At 72.3% G+C, this 13,659-nt stretch carries 16 protein-coding genes, 1 tRNA gene and 1 pseudogene; 9 read left to right on the top strand and 9 right to left on the bottom strand.

Annotated features, from left to right (window positions below):
• Positions 1-11 precede the first annotated feature (11 nt).
• The 3 genes from AB0I28_RS30075 (at position 12) to AB0I28_RS30065 (ending at position 1,612) form a co-directional block, all read left to right on the top strand.
• Positions 12-557 carry an ABATE domain-containing protein gene (locus AB0I28_RS30075; RefSeq protein WP_357498974.1) on the top strand — a complete coding sequence of 182 codons (546 nt, stop codon included), beginning with the start codon at positions 12-14 and terminating at the stop codon, positions 555-557.
• A 17-nt stretch (positions 558-574) separates the two neighbouring features.
• Entirely contained in the window at positions 575-1,000 is a 426-nt protein-coding gene (locus AB0I28_RS30070; RefSeq protein ID WP_357498972.1) for a GNAT family N-acetyltransferase, read from the top strand.
• Positions 1,001-1,069: 69 nt separating this feature from the next.
• Positions 1,070-1,612 (top strand): hypothetical protein, encoded by a 543-nt coding sequence (locus AB0I28_RS30065; RefSeq protein ID WP_357498970.1) that lies wholly within the window; start codon positions 1,070-1,072, stop codon positions 1,610-1,612.
• Here AB0I28_RS30065 and AB0I28_RS30060 read toward each other — a convergent pair.
• Both AB0I28_RS30060 and AB0I28_RS30055 read right to left on the bottom strand, forming a co-directional pair.
• Complete coding sequence (locus tag AB0I28_RS30060; protein WP_357498968.1) at positions 1,609-3,186, bottom strand: D-aminoacylase; 1,578 nt, start codon at positions 3,184-3,186, stop codon at positions 1,609-1,611. The two genes, AB0I28_RS30065 and AB0I28_RS30060, sit on opposite strands and share 4 nt — an antisense overlap.
• Positions 3,186-4,409, bottom strand: coding sequence for an alanine racemase (locus tag AB0I28_RS30055; protein ID WP_357498966.1), 1,224 nt, complete (start codon positions 4,407-4,409; stop codon positions 3,186-3,188). Before AB0I28_RS30055 ends, AB0I28_RS30060 begins: the two co-directional genes overlap by 1 nt.
• A gap of 41 nt (positions 4,410-4,450) precedes the next feature.
• Between AB0I28_RS30055 and AB0I28_RS30050 the strand changes: the two genes are divergently transcribed.
• Positions 4,451-4,864, top strand: coding sequence for a RidA family protein (locus tag AB0I28_RS30050; protein ID WP_357498965.1), 414 nt, complete (start codon positions 4,451-4,453; stop codon positions 4,862-4,864).
• On the opposite strand, the gene AB0I28_RS30045 is transcribed toward AB0I28_RS30050, so the two are convergent.
• Both AB0I28_RS30045 and AB0I28_RS30040 read right to left on the bottom strand, forming a co-directional pair.
• Positions 4,851-5,813, bottom strand: coding sequence for a DUF389 domain-containing protein (locus tag AB0I28_RS30045; protein ID WP_357498963.1), 963 nt, complete (start codon positions 5,811-5,813; stop codon positions 4,851-4,853). The two genes, AB0I28_RS30050 and AB0I28_RS30045, sit on opposite strands and share 14 nt — an antisense overlap.
• A 30-nt stretch (positions 5,814-5,843) precedes the next feature.
• Positions 5,844-6,047 carry a hypothetical protein gene (locus tag AB0I28_RS30040; protein ID WP_357498961.1) on the bottom strand — a complete coding sequence of 68 codons (204 nt, stop codon included), beginning with the start codon at positions 6,045-6,047 and terminating at the stop codon, positions 5,844-5,846.
• Positions 6,048-6,360: 313 nt separating this feature from the next.
• Between AB0I28_RS30040 and AB0I28_RS30035 the strand changes: the two genes are divergently transcribed.
• Both AB0I28_RS30035 and AB0I28_RS30030 read left to right on the top strand, forming a co-directional pair.
• A complete protein-coding gene (locus AB0I28_RS30035; protein WP_357498960.1) occupies positions 6,361-7,386 on the top strand; it encodes a sugar phosphate isomerase/epimerase family protein in 1,026 nt (341 codons plus the stop codon).
• A gap of 10 nt (positions 7,387-7,396) precedes the next feature.
• On the top strand, positions 7,397-8,308 hold the full coding sequence (locus tag AB0I28_RS30030) for a ThuA domain-containing protein (protein WP_357498958.1): 912 nt from the start codon (positions 7,397-7,399) through the stop codon (positions 8,306-8,308).
• On the opposite strand, the gene AB0I28_RS30025 is transcribed toward AB0I28_RS30030, so the two are convergent.
• Entirely contained in the window at positions 8,305-8,589 is a 285-nt protein-coding gene (locus AB0I28_RS30025) for a hypothetical protein (protein ID WP_357498956.1), read from the bottom strand. The genes AB0I28_RS30030 and AB0I28_RS30025 overlap by 4 nt on opposite strands.
• Positions 8,590-8,749: 160 nt before the next feature.
• Here AB0I28_RS30025 and AB0I28_RS30020 point away from each other — a divergent pair.
• Together AB0I28_RS30020 and AB0I28_RS30015 are read left to right on the top strand one after the other, a co-directional pair.
• Positions 8,750-8,822: transfer RNA gene (locus AB0I28_RS30020), tRNA-Asn, on the top strand.
• A 175-nt stretch (positions 8,823-8,997) separates the two neighbouring features.
• Positions 8,998-9,387, top strand: a complete 390-nt coding sequence (locus AB0I28_RS30015) for a GNAT family N-acetyltransferase (RefSeq protein WP_357498954.1) — start codon at positions 8,998-9,000, stop codon at positions 9,385-9,387.
• 190 nt (positions 9,388-9,577) lie between these two features.
• Here AB0I28_RS30015 and AB0I28_RS30010 read toward each other — a convergent pair whose 3' ends face one another.
• Both AB0I28_RS30010 and AB0I28_RS30005 read right to left on the bottom strand, forming a co-directional pair.
• Positions 9,578-10,816 (bottom strand): Gfo/Idh/MocA family oxidoreductase, encoded by a 1,239-nt coding sequence (locus tag AB0I28_RS30010; protein ID WP_357498953.1) that lies wholly within the window; start codon positions 10,814-10,816, stop codon positions 9,578-9,580.
• Between the two features lie 272 nt (positions 10,817-11,088).
• Entirely contained in the window at positions 11,089-11,259 is a 171-nt protein-coding gene (locus AB0I28_RS30005) for a hypothetical protein (protein ID WP_357499208.1), read from the bottom strand.
• On the opposite strand from AB0I28_RS30005, the pseudogene AB0I28_RS30000 reads away from it, so the two are divergent.
• Positions 11,189-11,518, top strand: a pseudogene (locus AB0I28_RS30000) (phosphatase PAP2 family protein); the annotation flags it as partial. The gene AB0I28_RS30005 and the pseudogene AB0I28_RS30000 overlap by 71 nt on opposite strands.
• 84 nt (positions 11,519-11,602) lie before the next feature.
• Here AB0I28_RS30000 and AB0I28_RS29995 read toward each other — a convergent pair.
• Both AB0I28_RS29995 and AB0I28_RS29990 read right to left on the bottom strand, forming a co-directional pair.
• Positions 11,603-12,286, bottom strand: coding sequence for a response regulator transcription factor (locus tag AB0I28_RS29995; protein WP_357498951.1), 684 nt, complete (start codon positions 12,284-12,286; stop codon positions 11,603-11,605).
• Positions 12,283-13,599 (bottom strand): histidine kinase, encoded by a 1,317-nt coding sequence (locus AB0I28_RS29990; RefSeq protein ID WP_357498950.1) that lies wholly within the window; start codon positions 13,597-13,599, stop codon positions 12,283-12,285. Before AB0I28_RS29990 ends, AB0I28_RS29995 begins: the two co-directional genes overlap by 4 nt.
• Positions 13,600-13,659 lie beyond the last annotated feature (60 nt).

Below are 13,659 nucleotides of genomic sequence, written 5' to 3'. Positions count from 1 at the left end.
ACCGTTAGACCGTGACCGGAGCTCCCCCCTTGGCGATTCAGCTGGCCAACACGACCTACGCGGTGCGCGGGGTCGTGCAGGACGGCCTGCGCACGACCGCCGACCTCATCGCGTGGTTCGAACGCGTGTCGGCACTCCTGCCCGTCGAGAGCACCCCCCTCGGCGACGAGGACCTGGCCGCCGCGCGGGAACTGCGCGACGCCGTCCGCGCCGTCGCGCGCGCCCTGGAGGACGGCGAACCCGCCGCCCCCGCCGACGTCGACGCCATCAACCGCGCAGCCCGAGGCGGCCCCCACTGGACCGAGCTGCGCACCGCCGACCCGCTGCGCGCCGAGCGCCGCCGCGAGTCCCGCGGCGTGCGCGACGCCCTCGCCGAGGTCGCCGAGAACGCGATCGCCCTGTTCACCGGACAGACCGCCGGCCGGGTGCGGCTGTGCGGACGGCCCGGTTGCGTGCTCCTGTTCGTCAAAGACCACCCCCGGCGCGAGTGGTGCTCCAACAAATGCGGCAACAAGGTCCGCGCCGCCCGGCACTACCAGCGGGCGAAGGAAGGGTAGGGCGGTACTTTCGTCCCATGACCGTGCGCCCGGCCACGAGCGGCGACGCCCCGAGGCTCGTCGCCCTCTTCGAACAACTCGGCTACCCGTCGACCGCCGAGGCGATCGCCGCCCGTCTCGAACGCAACACCGCGCCCGGCTACCGGGCCTGGGTGTTCGACGCCGGCGACGGGTCCGGACCGGCGGGCTTCGCCGGCGGGCACGTCCTACTCCCCTGGGAGCACGACGATCCCGCCGCCCAGCTGATGATCCTGGTCGTCGACGAGCGGCGGCGCGGCCGCGGTGTCGGCAAGGCGCTGGTCGCGGTCTTCGAGGAGTGGGCCCGAGACCAGGGCGCGGTCCGGCTGCTGGTCGGCTCGGGCACCGCCCGCGAGAAAACCCACCGCTTCTACCTGAACCGGGGCTTCGAGCAGACCGGGCTGCGCTTCGCGAAGAGGCTCTGACCGGGACCCCTCCCCGCCCTCCCGCGCTTCCATTGGTACGGACGACACGGTCCGTCGAGGGGAGGCGCGATGCCGACGAGAACCCGGATCACGGCCCGTTCAGCCCTGCTCGCGATGCTGCTCCTGACCGCCTGCGGCAGCGAGGCCGACGAGCCTGTCGGAACGGTCGCGCCGGGCATCGTCGCCGCGCGGCTGACCGACCGGCTCGACACGGCCACCGCGCACCTGGGGCTGCCGCTCAATGGGACCAAGTACAACGTGGTCACCTGCACCGCCGATACCTTCGAGGTGCCGCCCAAGGACCGGTACAAGGTCATCGCCCGGTACCACTTCGTTCCCGTGGCCGGCACCGAGAACGCCGACGTCCGGGGCCTCTACGAGTACTGGGCGGAGCTGGGCTGGGACGCCGGGATCCGCTACACCGGCGGCCCCGGCCGCCATGAGGGAGACGGTGTCGGCCACAGCGGCTTCGCCGTCGCCGAGGCCGGCGACGCCGGCGACGACTTCGTCGCCGAGACCGACTGGCTGGAGACGGCGGTGTGGGCGATCTCGCCCTGCTACTACTTCCCCGAGGGCGCCGAACCCGTCTGGGGCGAGATAACGCCTGCCTAGCGCGGGACGTGCCGCAGCGCCCGGCCGGGCAGCTCGCCGGTGTCACGGCCGTCCTCGACGACCGCGACACCGTTGACGAACACGTACGGGATCCCCTTGGGCGCACCGAAGGGCTCGTCGTAGGTGGCGGTGTCGGCGACGGTGTCCGGATCGAACAGGACGAGGTCGGCGACGTGCCCGGTCCAGACCAGTCCACGGTCGCGAAGACCGAGACGGTGGGCGGGACGGCCGGACAGGTGCGCGACACAGTCCTCAAGGGACAGCACGCCGAGTTCGCGCACGTAGTGGCCCAGATAGCGCGGGAATGTGCCGTAGGCGCGAGGATGCGGCTTGGCGCCCGGGTAGAGGCCGTCACTGCCGGCGGTGTGCGCCTGATGGCGCATGATCGCGCGGACGTTGTCCTCGTCGCCGACGTGCTGACGGATCGTCGTGCCGAGGAGGTCGTCGCGCAGGAGCCCGGTGAAGACCTCGAAGGCCGGCCGCCCGCGCTCGGCCGCGAGGGAGGCGATGGTTCTGCCGACCGCCCACGACTGCCCGTCCCCCGCCACACCGGCGACCTCGATGGTGTCCCAGTCGACCGGGACACCGTGGCAGCCGTCGGATCCGGCGACCTCCAGGTCGGCGGCGATCTTCTCGCGCAGCCCGGGATCGGCCAGCCGTTCCAGGATCGCCGAGGGCCCTCCCGAGGCGACCCAGCTCGGCAGGAGCGCGGCGAGCGTCGTCGAACCCGCGAGGTAGGGATAGGTGTCGAAGGTCAGGTCGAGCCCTTCGATGAGCGCGGAGTCCAGTAGTGCCAGCAGATCCGGGGCGCGCCCGCGGTTGGGCGGGAAGTTCATCGTCGCGTGCGCCAGGTGCAGCGGGCAGCCCGAACGCCGCGAGATCTCGATCATCTCCGCGTAGGCCTCCAGCGCCCCGGCGCCGTAGGAGCGGTGGTGGGTGTCGTGGAAACCGCCGAAGGAGGCGACGGTCTGGCACAGCGCGGTCAGTTCGGCGGCGTCGGCGTACATGCCGGGCACGTAGGTCAGACCGGTCGACAGGCCGAAGGCGCCCTGCCGCATCCCCTCGGCGAGCAGCCGGCGCATGGCGTCGAGCTCGCCGGGGGTGGCGCGGCGGGCGTCGAAGCCGACGGCCATGGCGCGGATGTTGCCGTGCGGGACGAGGTAGGCGACGTTGGCACGCGAGCCGGTGTCGAAGTGCGCGAGGTAGTCGGCGACGGTCGGGAAGGCGGGGACGTCGCTTCCATGCCAGCCGGTGATCAGCTCCCGCACACCGTCCGACGTGGACTCGTCGAGCGGGGCGAAGGACAGTCCGTCCTGACCGACGACCTCGCAGGTCACGCCCTGGCGGGACTTCGCGGTGAAGCCCGGGTCGGTCAGGCGCGCCTCGGAATGGGAGTGCATGTCGACGAAGCCGGGCGCCAGGACCAGTCCGGTGGCGTCGATCCCGGGACCGTCGAGCCTCCCGGGCCGCGTGATCTCGACGATGCGGCCGTCGCGGACGCGCACGTCGCCGAGGAAGGCGGGGGCGCCGCTGCCGTCGGCGATGGACGCGCCCCGGATGACCAGCGCGCTCATCAGAAGTACGTCCGGATCGCGTCGACCACCGCGCCCTCGGCGTCGCAGACCGGGATGAGGTTCCACTTGTCGAAGGCCGTGCAGGGGTGGGAGATCCCGAGCCGGACCTTGTCACCGAGAGCGAGCCCGCCGACCTCCCCGGTGAGGAAGGCGTGCTGATCGTTGAGCTGCACGACGGCGGTCCCCGGCAGGTCGAGCGGGATGGGCAGTCCGGCGTCGAAGGGGACGTCGCGGCGGCCGATGTCGAGGATCGCCAGGGCGGGCTCGGGACGGGAGATCACGCGGCCGTAGGCGCGCAGGGCGGCGCGCAGCCGCGGCCCGGAGCGGCCGCGCGGGCCGGGGCTGAGTTCGACGTAGGTGCCGTCGTCGTGGGTGATGTAGGAGCCGGAGCGGATGACGACCCGCGCGTCGTCGAGGTCGGCGAGGTGTTCGGCGACCTGGTCGAAGTAGGCGCTGCCGCCGGCGGTGACCATCGGCGTGTCGGTCTCGTACTTGAGGCCCTCGTGGAGTTCGCGCAGGTCGGTCAGCAGTGTGTCCACTTTGGCCAGCTCGTCGGCCGAGGCGTCGTGGGCGACGCCGCCGTCCCAGCCGCTGACACCGGCGAGCCGCAGGTGCGCGGAGCGCTGGACGGCCTCGGCGACGTCGCGGGCGGCCTCGACTCCCCGCGCGCCCGCGCGGGCACCGGTCGCGCCTAGTTCGACGCACACGTCGAGCGGCCCGGCCGCGTCGCGCAGGGCCTCGTCCATGAGGGCCACGCCCTCGGCCGAGTCGACGAGGCAGTGGATCTCGGTGCCCTCGGCGGCCCAGCCCGCCAGCCACACCAGCGCGGCCGGGTCGGTGATCTCGTTGGCGAGGATCACCCGGGTGACCCCGAAGGCCCGTGCGACCCGCAGCTGCGGGACCGTCGCGAGGGAGATCGCGTGTGCGCCGGCGGCGAACTGGCGCGCCCACAGCGCCGGGGCCATCGTCGTCTTGCCGTGCGGGGCGTGCAGCACGCCGGCCTCGGCGCACCAGTCGGCCATCGCGGAGATGTTGTGCGCCAGCGCGTCGGCGTCGAGGGTCATCAGCGGGGTGCCGAGCTCGTCGAGGCGGGGCGAGGTGGCCAGCCACTCGTCGACGGTGCGTCCGTGCGCGTTCGCCGGCAGCGCCCGGAAACGCCAGTCGAGCCGTTCGGCGCGCGCGGTGTCGAGCGCGTGTCCGTCCAGCTGCGCGTGCTCCCGCATCGCGGCCTCCTCAAAGATCACGAGAGATGTAAGTTACCCGCATGGCCGACAAGACCGCGATCCGTACCGACGCCGCCCCCGCCCCCGCCCCCGCGCACACTTTCTCACAGGGTGTTCGCAAAGGTCCGCTCCTCCAGGTCTCCGGGCAGGGGCCCGTCGACCCCGCCACCGGCGAGTACCTGCACGCCGGTGACGTCAAGGCGCAGACCGTGCGCACCCTCCAGAACGTCGAGGCCATCCTCAAGGCCGGGGGCGCGAGCCTCGACGACGTGATCATGCTGCGCGTCTACCTGACGACCCGCGACGACTTCGCCGCGATGAACGAGGCCTACGGCGAGTTCGTCGCCGAGCGCGTCGGCAGCGGCGTCCTGCCGTGCCGCACGACGGTGATGACCGGCCTGCCGCGCGAGGAGATGCTCGTCGAGATCGACGCGCTGGCCGTCATCTCGGATTGACGCGTACCCGCCGCGCGATGCGCTCCCTGAGCCCCGCGCGGCCCCACACCAGTCGCAGCACGATCAGCGCCGCCACTCCGGCGAGGATCATTCCGGCGAGGTTGACGCCCAGCTGTGTCAGTGAGGGCGTCACCTCCTCCCAGTGCCCGACGGCCATGGCCACGGCGATGTACCCGGCGGCCGGGACGGTCGTGACGGAGATGAAGACGCCGACCAGGGCGGTGGACTTGTCGGAGGTCATCGACAGCATGCCGGCGGCCCCGGCGAGCAGCGCGACGATGAACGACCAGCGGTCGGGTTTGACGATGAACTGCGTCTCGCGGCCGACGCCGTCGAGCCACGTCCCGTCGATCCAGCCGATCTTGTAGGACACGAAGGCGCACAGCCAGGTGACCGCGATCGCCGCGATGAAACCGAGCAGCAGGGTCCGCACCGATGACCAGATCAGCCCCGGCCGGCGGCGCAGGATGCCGAAGCAGATCGCCGCGACGGGCCCGAACTCCGGGCCGAGGACCATCGAGCCGACGATGAGGATCGGCGAGTCGAGAAGGACGCCGATCGCGGCGATCTGCACCGCGATCGCGAGGAAGACCACGAAGGACCAGGTCAACTCGCTGCTCTCGTCGACGCGGCGGCCGAACTCCTCCCACACGACGGCGTCGTCGGCGTGGCCGGGCGCGAGTTCCTTGGCCGCCTCGGCGCCGTCGGAGATGGCCATGTCGACGCGCTCGACGGCGATCGAGCCGTCGTGGTCGATGCCGAGACCGTCGAGTGCCTCCAGGATCTCGTTGGCGGCTTCACGGGCGACGTCGCACATGACCACGTCGCCGACGGGACTGCGGGCCGCGCCGGGGAGGACGACGAGGTTGGTCGCGGCGGGGTTGCCCGCGAGAAGGGTCGCGACGTCTTCCGTGCGGTCGGGAGGGGCGATGATTCGCAGGTGCAGCACGGTTGCCAACGCTACGGGACGGCGCTGGTCCTAGCCGTGGTGGTCGCGGCGGTCGCGCAGTTCGCCCAGGCGGTTGGCGGCGGGTTCGTACTCCGCGCAGGGACCCGTCACGCGGCAGGTCGGACACCATCCGCTGTACGGGTCCGGCGCATGGGCCATCAGTGCCGCCTCCGCGTCGCGGATGCGCAGGCGCAGTTCCTCCGTCACCGAAGCCCCCTTGTCGTGCTGCTCCATGCTTCAAATATTGCAGCGTCAAGGGGTAGGTGGGGTGTTACCGCGTTCGGCGATTGATTTTGTGAACTCTCGGACGGAACGACTCCGTTTCTGTCCTTGATCTGACAGTTGAGGAGAGGGATGGCGGGATGGGGCGAGGGACGGCGCCGGCGGGGGCGCTGAGTGAGGGAACGGGCAGGGTGAGCGGCCTCGCGAGTGGTTCCGCCGGTCAGCGCGCCAAGTTCACCCCTTCACTTACACCCCAGAAGGTTTAGGCTCTCTGCGAACCGCAACTGCGACCCGCAACCTGATCCCCCACCCGTCAGGAGCCGACGTGACCTCCCACCCCCAGTCCCGCCCTGTCACCCTCTTCACCGGCCAGTGGGCCGACCTGCCTTTCGTGGAGGTGTGCCGCCTGGCCTCCGAATGGGGCTACGACGGCCTGGAGATCTGCTGCTGGGGCGACCACTTCGACGTCGTGAAGGCCCTGGAGAGCGACTCCTACATCGCCGAGAAGCGCGACCTGCTCGAAAAGCACGGCCTCGGCGTCTGGGCGATCTCCAACCACCTCACCGGCCAGGCCGTCTGCGACCACCCGATCGACGACCGCCACAAGTCGATCCTGCACCCCGAGGTCTACGGCGACGGCGACCCTGAAGGCGTCCGCACCCGCGCGGCCGAGCGGATGCAGGCCACGGCCCATGCCGCCGCCGCGCTGGGTGTGTCCACAGTGGTCGGCTTCACCGGCTCGCCGATCTGGCACTACGTGGCGATGTTCCCGCCCGTCCCGGAGTCGACCATCGAGGCCGGCTACCGCGAGTTCGCCGACCGCTGGAACCCGATCCTGGACGCCTTCGACGACGCCGGCGTCCGCTTCGCCCACGAGGTCCACCCCAGCGAGATCGCCTACGACTACTACTCGACGGTCAAGACCCTCGACGCGATCGGCCGCCGCGAGGCCTTCGGCCTGAACTGGGACCCCTCGCACATGGTGTGGCAGGACCTCGACCCGGCCGGCTTCATCCTCGACTTCGCCGACCGCATCTACCACGTCGACTGCAAGGACACCCGCGTCCGCGTGGGCGACGGGCGTCGCGGGCGCCTGTCCTCTCACCTGTCGTGGGGCGACCCGCGGCGCGGGTGGGACTTCGTGTCGACCGGGCGCGGTGACGTGCCGTGGGAGGACTGCTTCCGCGCCCTCAACTCCATCGGCTACACCGGCCCCATCTCCATCGAGTGGGAGGACGCGGGCATGGATCGCCTGCACGGGGCGCCCGAGGCGCTCGACTTCGTGCGCGACCTCAACGCGATCACGCCGCCGACGGCCTCCTTCGACGCGGCCTTCTCGTCCGACCGGTAGGTTGACGCCTATGGCACGAAGGGCTGCGGCGACACTCACGGCGGCATTCCTGACGGCGCTGGCCGTCGCCGGACCGGCCGGTCCGGCGGCGGCCGAGGACGCGCCGGCGTTCTCCGTGCTCGTCCTCACCCCGCCCGGCTCCGACGGCGGGGGCGAGGAGGCCGCCGTCGCGAAGGCCGAGCAGTCCCTGGCGATCATGGGCCGCTCCTTCGGGGTGCGCGTCGACGTGACCCACGACCCCGCCGCGATCAGCGCCGACGGCCTGAGCTCGTACCAGGCCGTGCTGTGGGCGGGGGTGAGCGGCAGTGTCCTCGACGAGGCCGGCCGCGCGGCCCTGACCTCGTACGTGGAGGGCGGCGGCGGCTTCGTCGCCGCGTCCGCGGCGACCGTCAACGCCGAACCGGAGTGGGACTGGTACGCGCAGACCGTCGGGCCGAGGGTCGTCGCCGACACCGGCGAGGCGGTGAAGAAGGACGTGACCCTGGTCGCCGAGCACCCGTCGTCGAAGGACTCCTCGACGGGCTGGGACTCCAACGACGTCTGGTACGCGCCGGTCGTCGACCCCGCCGAGATCCCCGGGACCACGACGATCGCGTCCTACCCCGGCGACGACTCCATCGAGGTCCAGACGACCTGGGTGCGCGAGGTCGGTGCGGGACGCGTGATGGTGACCTCGATGGGCAACGACTACGACGCCTGGGGCGAGGGCGACTTCGTCAAGATGATCCGGGGCGGCCTGTGGTGGGCGAGCGGCACCGACGCGCCGATCCTCGTCCGTGCCGACATGGCCGCGCCCTCGTGGCCCTACATCGTGTCGTTCGTGCTGTGGGTGGGCGCGATCATCGTCGGCGGTGTGATCGCCGTCACGAGGACGACGGGACGTGGATCCGGCGCGTCGGTGCCGTTGTCGTCTAAGGGCTAGAAGCCCTGGGGGAGATGGTCGGGGGTCTCGTAACGCGAGGCCTTGTACTGCTCACTCTCGCCGAGCACCGCGGCGCCGAGCCTGGTGTGGGAGAGGGCGTCCTTGCCCTTCTCGGTGATCCGGCCGACCTGTGCCTGCACCAACCCGGCCGTGCTCTGCACGGTGGGGTTCTCGCGGACACGTTTCGTCGCGCGCACGATCTGCTCGTAGCGCTCGCGCCCGGCCTTGGTGCCGAGCACGTAGCCGATCGCGAACCCCGCCACGAACGCCACTTTGCGCATGGGTCACCCCTTTCGTCGATACCTCTGACCGTAGGGTGCCCATTTTGCCGGGGATCATGCGTCTTGGCAGGAAGAGGGCACGATCGGTCGGCGGGTAATCCGGTTGGAGACACTGCGGCGGGGTGCTGTACTCTATGTCAGGCGCCAGGAACGGCTCCGATCCCTGTTAGCTCAATTGGCAGAGCAGCCGGCTGTTAACCGGCAGGTTGATGGTTCGAGTCCATCACAGGGAGCAGCGAGGCGAAGCCCCCGGAGGAATCCACCGGGGGCTGTTTTCATGCCCGCGTCGATCCTTCCCCAGCGCCTCCGGATCCAGAGAGAATCGCTCACGGAGACGTGACCACCGGCGACGGCGAAGCGGTGGCAATGAGGATGCGCCCGAGCCCCGCGCCTGCCACCCTCATCGGCATGCTCGTTGAAGACTTCGACCCCGCCCGGCACCTCGCCGCCGTCGTCGCCATGTGCGCCGCCGAGGGCTGGCCGAACTGGGCCGACCCCGAGCGCGCCGCCCGCGCCGCCACCGCCCCAGGCACGATCGCCCTCGTCGCCCTCGACGACGAAGGGGAGGTGACCGGCTTCGCCCACGTCCTCACCGACGGCGCGATCAGCGCCTTCCTCGACCTCCTCGTCACCGCGGCGGAGCACCGGCGGCGCGGCGTCGCGCGGGCCCTGGTCGCCGAGGCCTTCGTCCGCTGCGGGGTGAAGCGGATGGACCTGCTCGCCGACGACGCGGCGACGGCGTTCTACGAGTCGATGCCGCACCGGGCACTGCCGGGGTACCGGATCTATACGCCGTAGGTGGATGGGGGCGTGTGGGCTCGGTGGGATCGGGCGTGGGTGTTGTGGCGGCGCCGTTCGGCCCGGCGACCTGCCGCCATCCAACCGAGCGGCCGCCGACTCCAGCACGCACCGCCGAAGTGAACCTGCCCGTGAATCCGGCACTCGCATGGCGAACCCGCTGGTCGAGAGCCGGCCGCTGCGCCGCCCCCTACTTCCCCTTCCGCCGCAGCACCCCACGCCGCGGTTTCCTGCGCGCCGCGCCCTTCCCCGCGCCGGACCCCGGCTCCACCGGCAACTCCACCCATTCCCCGCTCGCCTTGCTCCGCTGCACCGCGTCCAGCACCCGCTGTACGCGCAACCCCTCGGCGAAGTCGGGGCTCACCGCGGTCGAGTCGATGATCGCGCGGATGAAGTCGTGCGCCTGGTGTGTGAAGGGCTGCTGGTACCCGATCGTGTGCCCGGGCGGCCACCACACGTCGAAGTACGGGTGGGTCTTCTCGGTCACGAGGATGCGGCGGAATCCCTGCTCGGCGGCGGGCGCGTCGGTCTCGTAGAACATCAGCTCGTTGGGCCGCTCGAGATCGAACACGGCCGACGCCTTGCTTCCGTTGAGTTCCAGGCGCAGCGCGTTCTTGCGGCCGGTGGCGAAGCGGCTCGCCTCGAAGGTCGCCACCGCTCCCCCGTCGAGCCGCGCGAGGAACGAGGCGGTGTCGTCGACGGTGACCTCGCCGGTCCCGTCGTCGTCGGCCAGGGGCCGCTCGGTCACGAAGGTCTCGGTGTCGGCGACGAGCCGGGTGATGTGCTGGCCGGTCACGTAGGCGGCCATGTCGACGATGTGCGCCCCGATGTCGCCCAGCGCCCCGGAGCCGGCCTTGTCCTTGTCGAGCCGCCAGGTCCAGGTCGAGTCGGCGTCGGCGAGCCAGTCCTGGAGGTACACGGCGCGCACGTGCCGCAGCCGCCCGAACCGTCCACTCTGGACCAGGTGGCGCAGGAAGGTGACCGCCGGGACGCGACGGTAGGTGAAGCCGACCATGGCGACCAGGCCGGGCGACTCGGCGGCGACCGCGGCCATCCGCTCGGCCTCTTCGACGGTGTTGGCCATCGGCTTCTCGCACAGCACGTGCTTGCCGGCGCGCAGGGCGGCGATGGCGATCTCGGCGTGGGTGTCGCCGGGGGTGCTGATGTCGACGATGTCGATGTCATCGGCCTCGACGACGGCGCGCCAGTCCGTCTCGGCACGGCTCCAGCCGTACTGGCGGGCGGCGGCGGTGACCATCTCGGTGCTGCGCCCGCACAGGGCCGTCAACTCCACCGAGACCGGCAGGTCGGCGTACACGGGGTTCACGTCCCGCCAGGCCGCCGAGTGCGCCTGGCCCATGAAGGCGTAACCGATCATCCCGACCCGCAGCGTCGTCACGGCCGGGCCGGTGTCGTCGTTGGTGCCCATGTAGGTGAACCTTAGTCGAGCCCGCCGACGAAAGACGGCCGTGGCCGCTTCGGAGTCCGGCCCTCGACCTTCGTCAAGGTGCCCGGCTCGTCTTTCGGCGGTGCCGCGCGACCCGCGGCGTCCCTAGGTTCGGCGTCCATGAGAACGCTGAGAAATCTGCTCGCCGCGGCCGGAGTGGTCGCCGTGGCGCTCGCCGCGGTCGCCTGGCTGTCGCCGGGAGGGGTCGGCACGACCGACACGGTCCTGGTCACCGACGGCTGGTCGGCCTCGCTCTACCGGTCGCTGTCCACTGTGGCGCCCGCCGGATCGGCGGTGCCGGTGGAGATCCTGACACTGGCCTGCTTCGGTGTCCTGCTGCTCTGGACGGCGTGGGTGTGGTGGACGGCGGTGCGGCGCCGCGACTGGAACCGGGCCGCGGCGGGCGTGGTCGCCGGACTCGGCACGGCCGCGGCCTACGCGGTCAGCGAGGCGTGGAAGCTGGCCGTCGACCAGGAGCGCCCGTGCCGCGCGGTGCCGGGCGCCTCGGCCATCGAGGAGTGCCCCGAGCCGGGTGACTGGTCCTTCCCCAGCAACCATTCCACCGTCGCGGTGGCGATCGCGGTCGCTCTGGTGGTGCTGCGCCCGCGCCTGGCCTTCGTGGCGCTGCCGCTGGGCGCGGCGGTGCCGCTGCTGCGGGTCGTCGCCGGGGTGCACTATCCGCACGACGTGGCCGCCGGCGCGGTCCTCGGCACCGCCGGGGTCCTGGTCGCGCACCTGCTGCTCACGCGCCTGGCCGCGCGGCCGGTGTCAGTCGTGCTGCGGCGCTTCGGGGGCGACGATCCCGGCCTCGTGGGCGACGACGGCCGCCGCGGCCCGGTTCTCCACGCCGAGCCGCGACAGGATGGCGCTCACGTGGAACTTCACCGTCCCTTCCACGACGCCCAGGCGCCGGGCTATGCGCCCGTTCGCCCATCCGGCGCCCAGGTAGGACAGCACCTCTCGCTCCCGGGCGGTCAGGGCGTCGACCCGCGCGCGGGCATCGGCCCGGCGGGCGGCGGCCGTCCCGGCGCCCCCGGCGGCGAGGTGGGCGAGCACCCGCGCGGCGACCTTCGGTGACAGGTAGGCGGCGCCGTCGGCGACGGCCCGCACCCCGGCGATCAGCTCCTCGGGCTCGCCGGACTTGATGAGGAAGCCCGCGGCCCCGGCGCCGAGCGCGCGCAGGATGTAGTCGTCCTCGCCGAAGGTGGTGAGCATGACCACGCCGGTGTCCGGGGCCAAGCGGGCGATCTCGCCGGCGGCGGTGATGCCGTCGGTGCCGGGCATGCGGATGTCGAGGACGGCGACGTCGGGCCGGTGCCGTCGCACCCCCTCGACGGCGTCGTGCCCGTCGCGCGCCTCGGCGACGATCTCGACGTCGGCGGCGGTGGACAGGACGGCGCGGATCCCGGCGCGCATCATCGGCTCGTCGTCGGCGATGAGGACCCTGATCACGCCGCCGGCCTTTCGCCGACGATCTCGGCCGAGACCAGCGCCGGGCCCTCGAAGCAGAGACGGTAGGCGTCGCCGGAGCGGTCGTCGAAGGGGTCGACGGTGATCTCGTAGTACTCGCAGGCCACGCCCTCGGGCTCGGCGACCTCGGGGTGGGCGGGGGTCTGCTCGCCCGGCAGCAGGTGGGCGAACTCGGCCCGGTCCTGGCCGGGCCGCAGGCTCGCGAAGACCTCGGCGTCGAGGACCGATCCGCGCGCCGACATCATCTCCCAGCCGCGCAGGCCCGCGCCGATCAGCGCGAAGCTCACCATCGGCACGAGGACGGCGGCGGCGATGGTCACCCGGATACGCCGCCGCGCGCTGCGCTGGCGGGGTGGGGGCGGTGGCTCCGAGCCGGGTGTGTGCGGCAGGCGCGCGCTGACGGTGAAACCGCCGCTCTCGTCCGGGGCGGCCTCGAAGCCGCCGCCGAGGGCGTGCACGCGGTCGGCGAGGCCGGTCAGTCCGTTGCCGCCGCGTGTCCGGCCCCCGGCACCGCCGGGCGCGTTGGTGACGGTGACGGTCGTGACCTTCGGTTCGTGCCGCACGTCGACCGTGACGTGCGCGCCCGCGGCGTGGCGGGCGGCGTTAGTCAACGCCTCCTGCACGACATGGCGCGCGGCCACCGAGACGCCGAGCGGGACCGCGTGCCCGTCGGTGGTGTTCAGCTCGACGGTCATCCCCGCCGCCCGCGCCCCCGCGACGAGCTCGGCGACCTGCTCGGGCCCCTGCCCGACGCCGGCCTCCCGCAGCAGTCCGACGACCTCGCCGAGGCGGTCGACGGCCGACTCGGCGCGCGCGCGGATGTCGGCGACGGCCGTCCGGTGCCCGGCGGGCAGGTCGGGGGCGAGTTTCAGCGCGCCCGCCGACAGCGCGATGAGGCTCAGTTCGTGCCCGAGGACGTCGTGCATGTCACCGGCGATGCGGGCCCGTTCACGCAGGCGGGCGCCTTCGCGGCCGGCCTCGGCGAGGTCGCGGTACTGCCGCCAGAAGCGCCCGGCGAACCACGGGAGCATCGTCTCGGCGAGCAGGAGTGCCAGGAAGCGGTAGCCCAGCGGGATCCACGCCGGCGCCAGCATGAGGGCGACGAGCCCGGCGGCGAGCACGCCGACGGTGATGAGCACGGTCGTTCGGGTGCGGCCGGGCAGGCGCCCGGCGGCGAAGGCGAGCAGGACGGTCGGGATCGCCCACCACGGACTCCACAGGCTCAGCCCGGCGGTGGCCAGGGCGAGCCCGGTCGCGGCGGGGCCGAGGTGGGGGTGGTCGATCAGGCGCTTCACGGTGGCGACGATACGTCGGCCGCGCGAGTCCGGGCGGAAAACCCCTCGCGCGGGCGTGGC

Origin of the sequence: Phytomonospora sp. NPDC050363 (assembly GCF_040655735.1) — a bacterium.
Lineage (GTDB): Bacteria > Actinomycetota > Actinomycetes > Mycobacteriales > Micromonosporaceae > Phytomonospora.
This window is presented reverse-complemented; position numbering and strand designations above follow the sequence as displayed.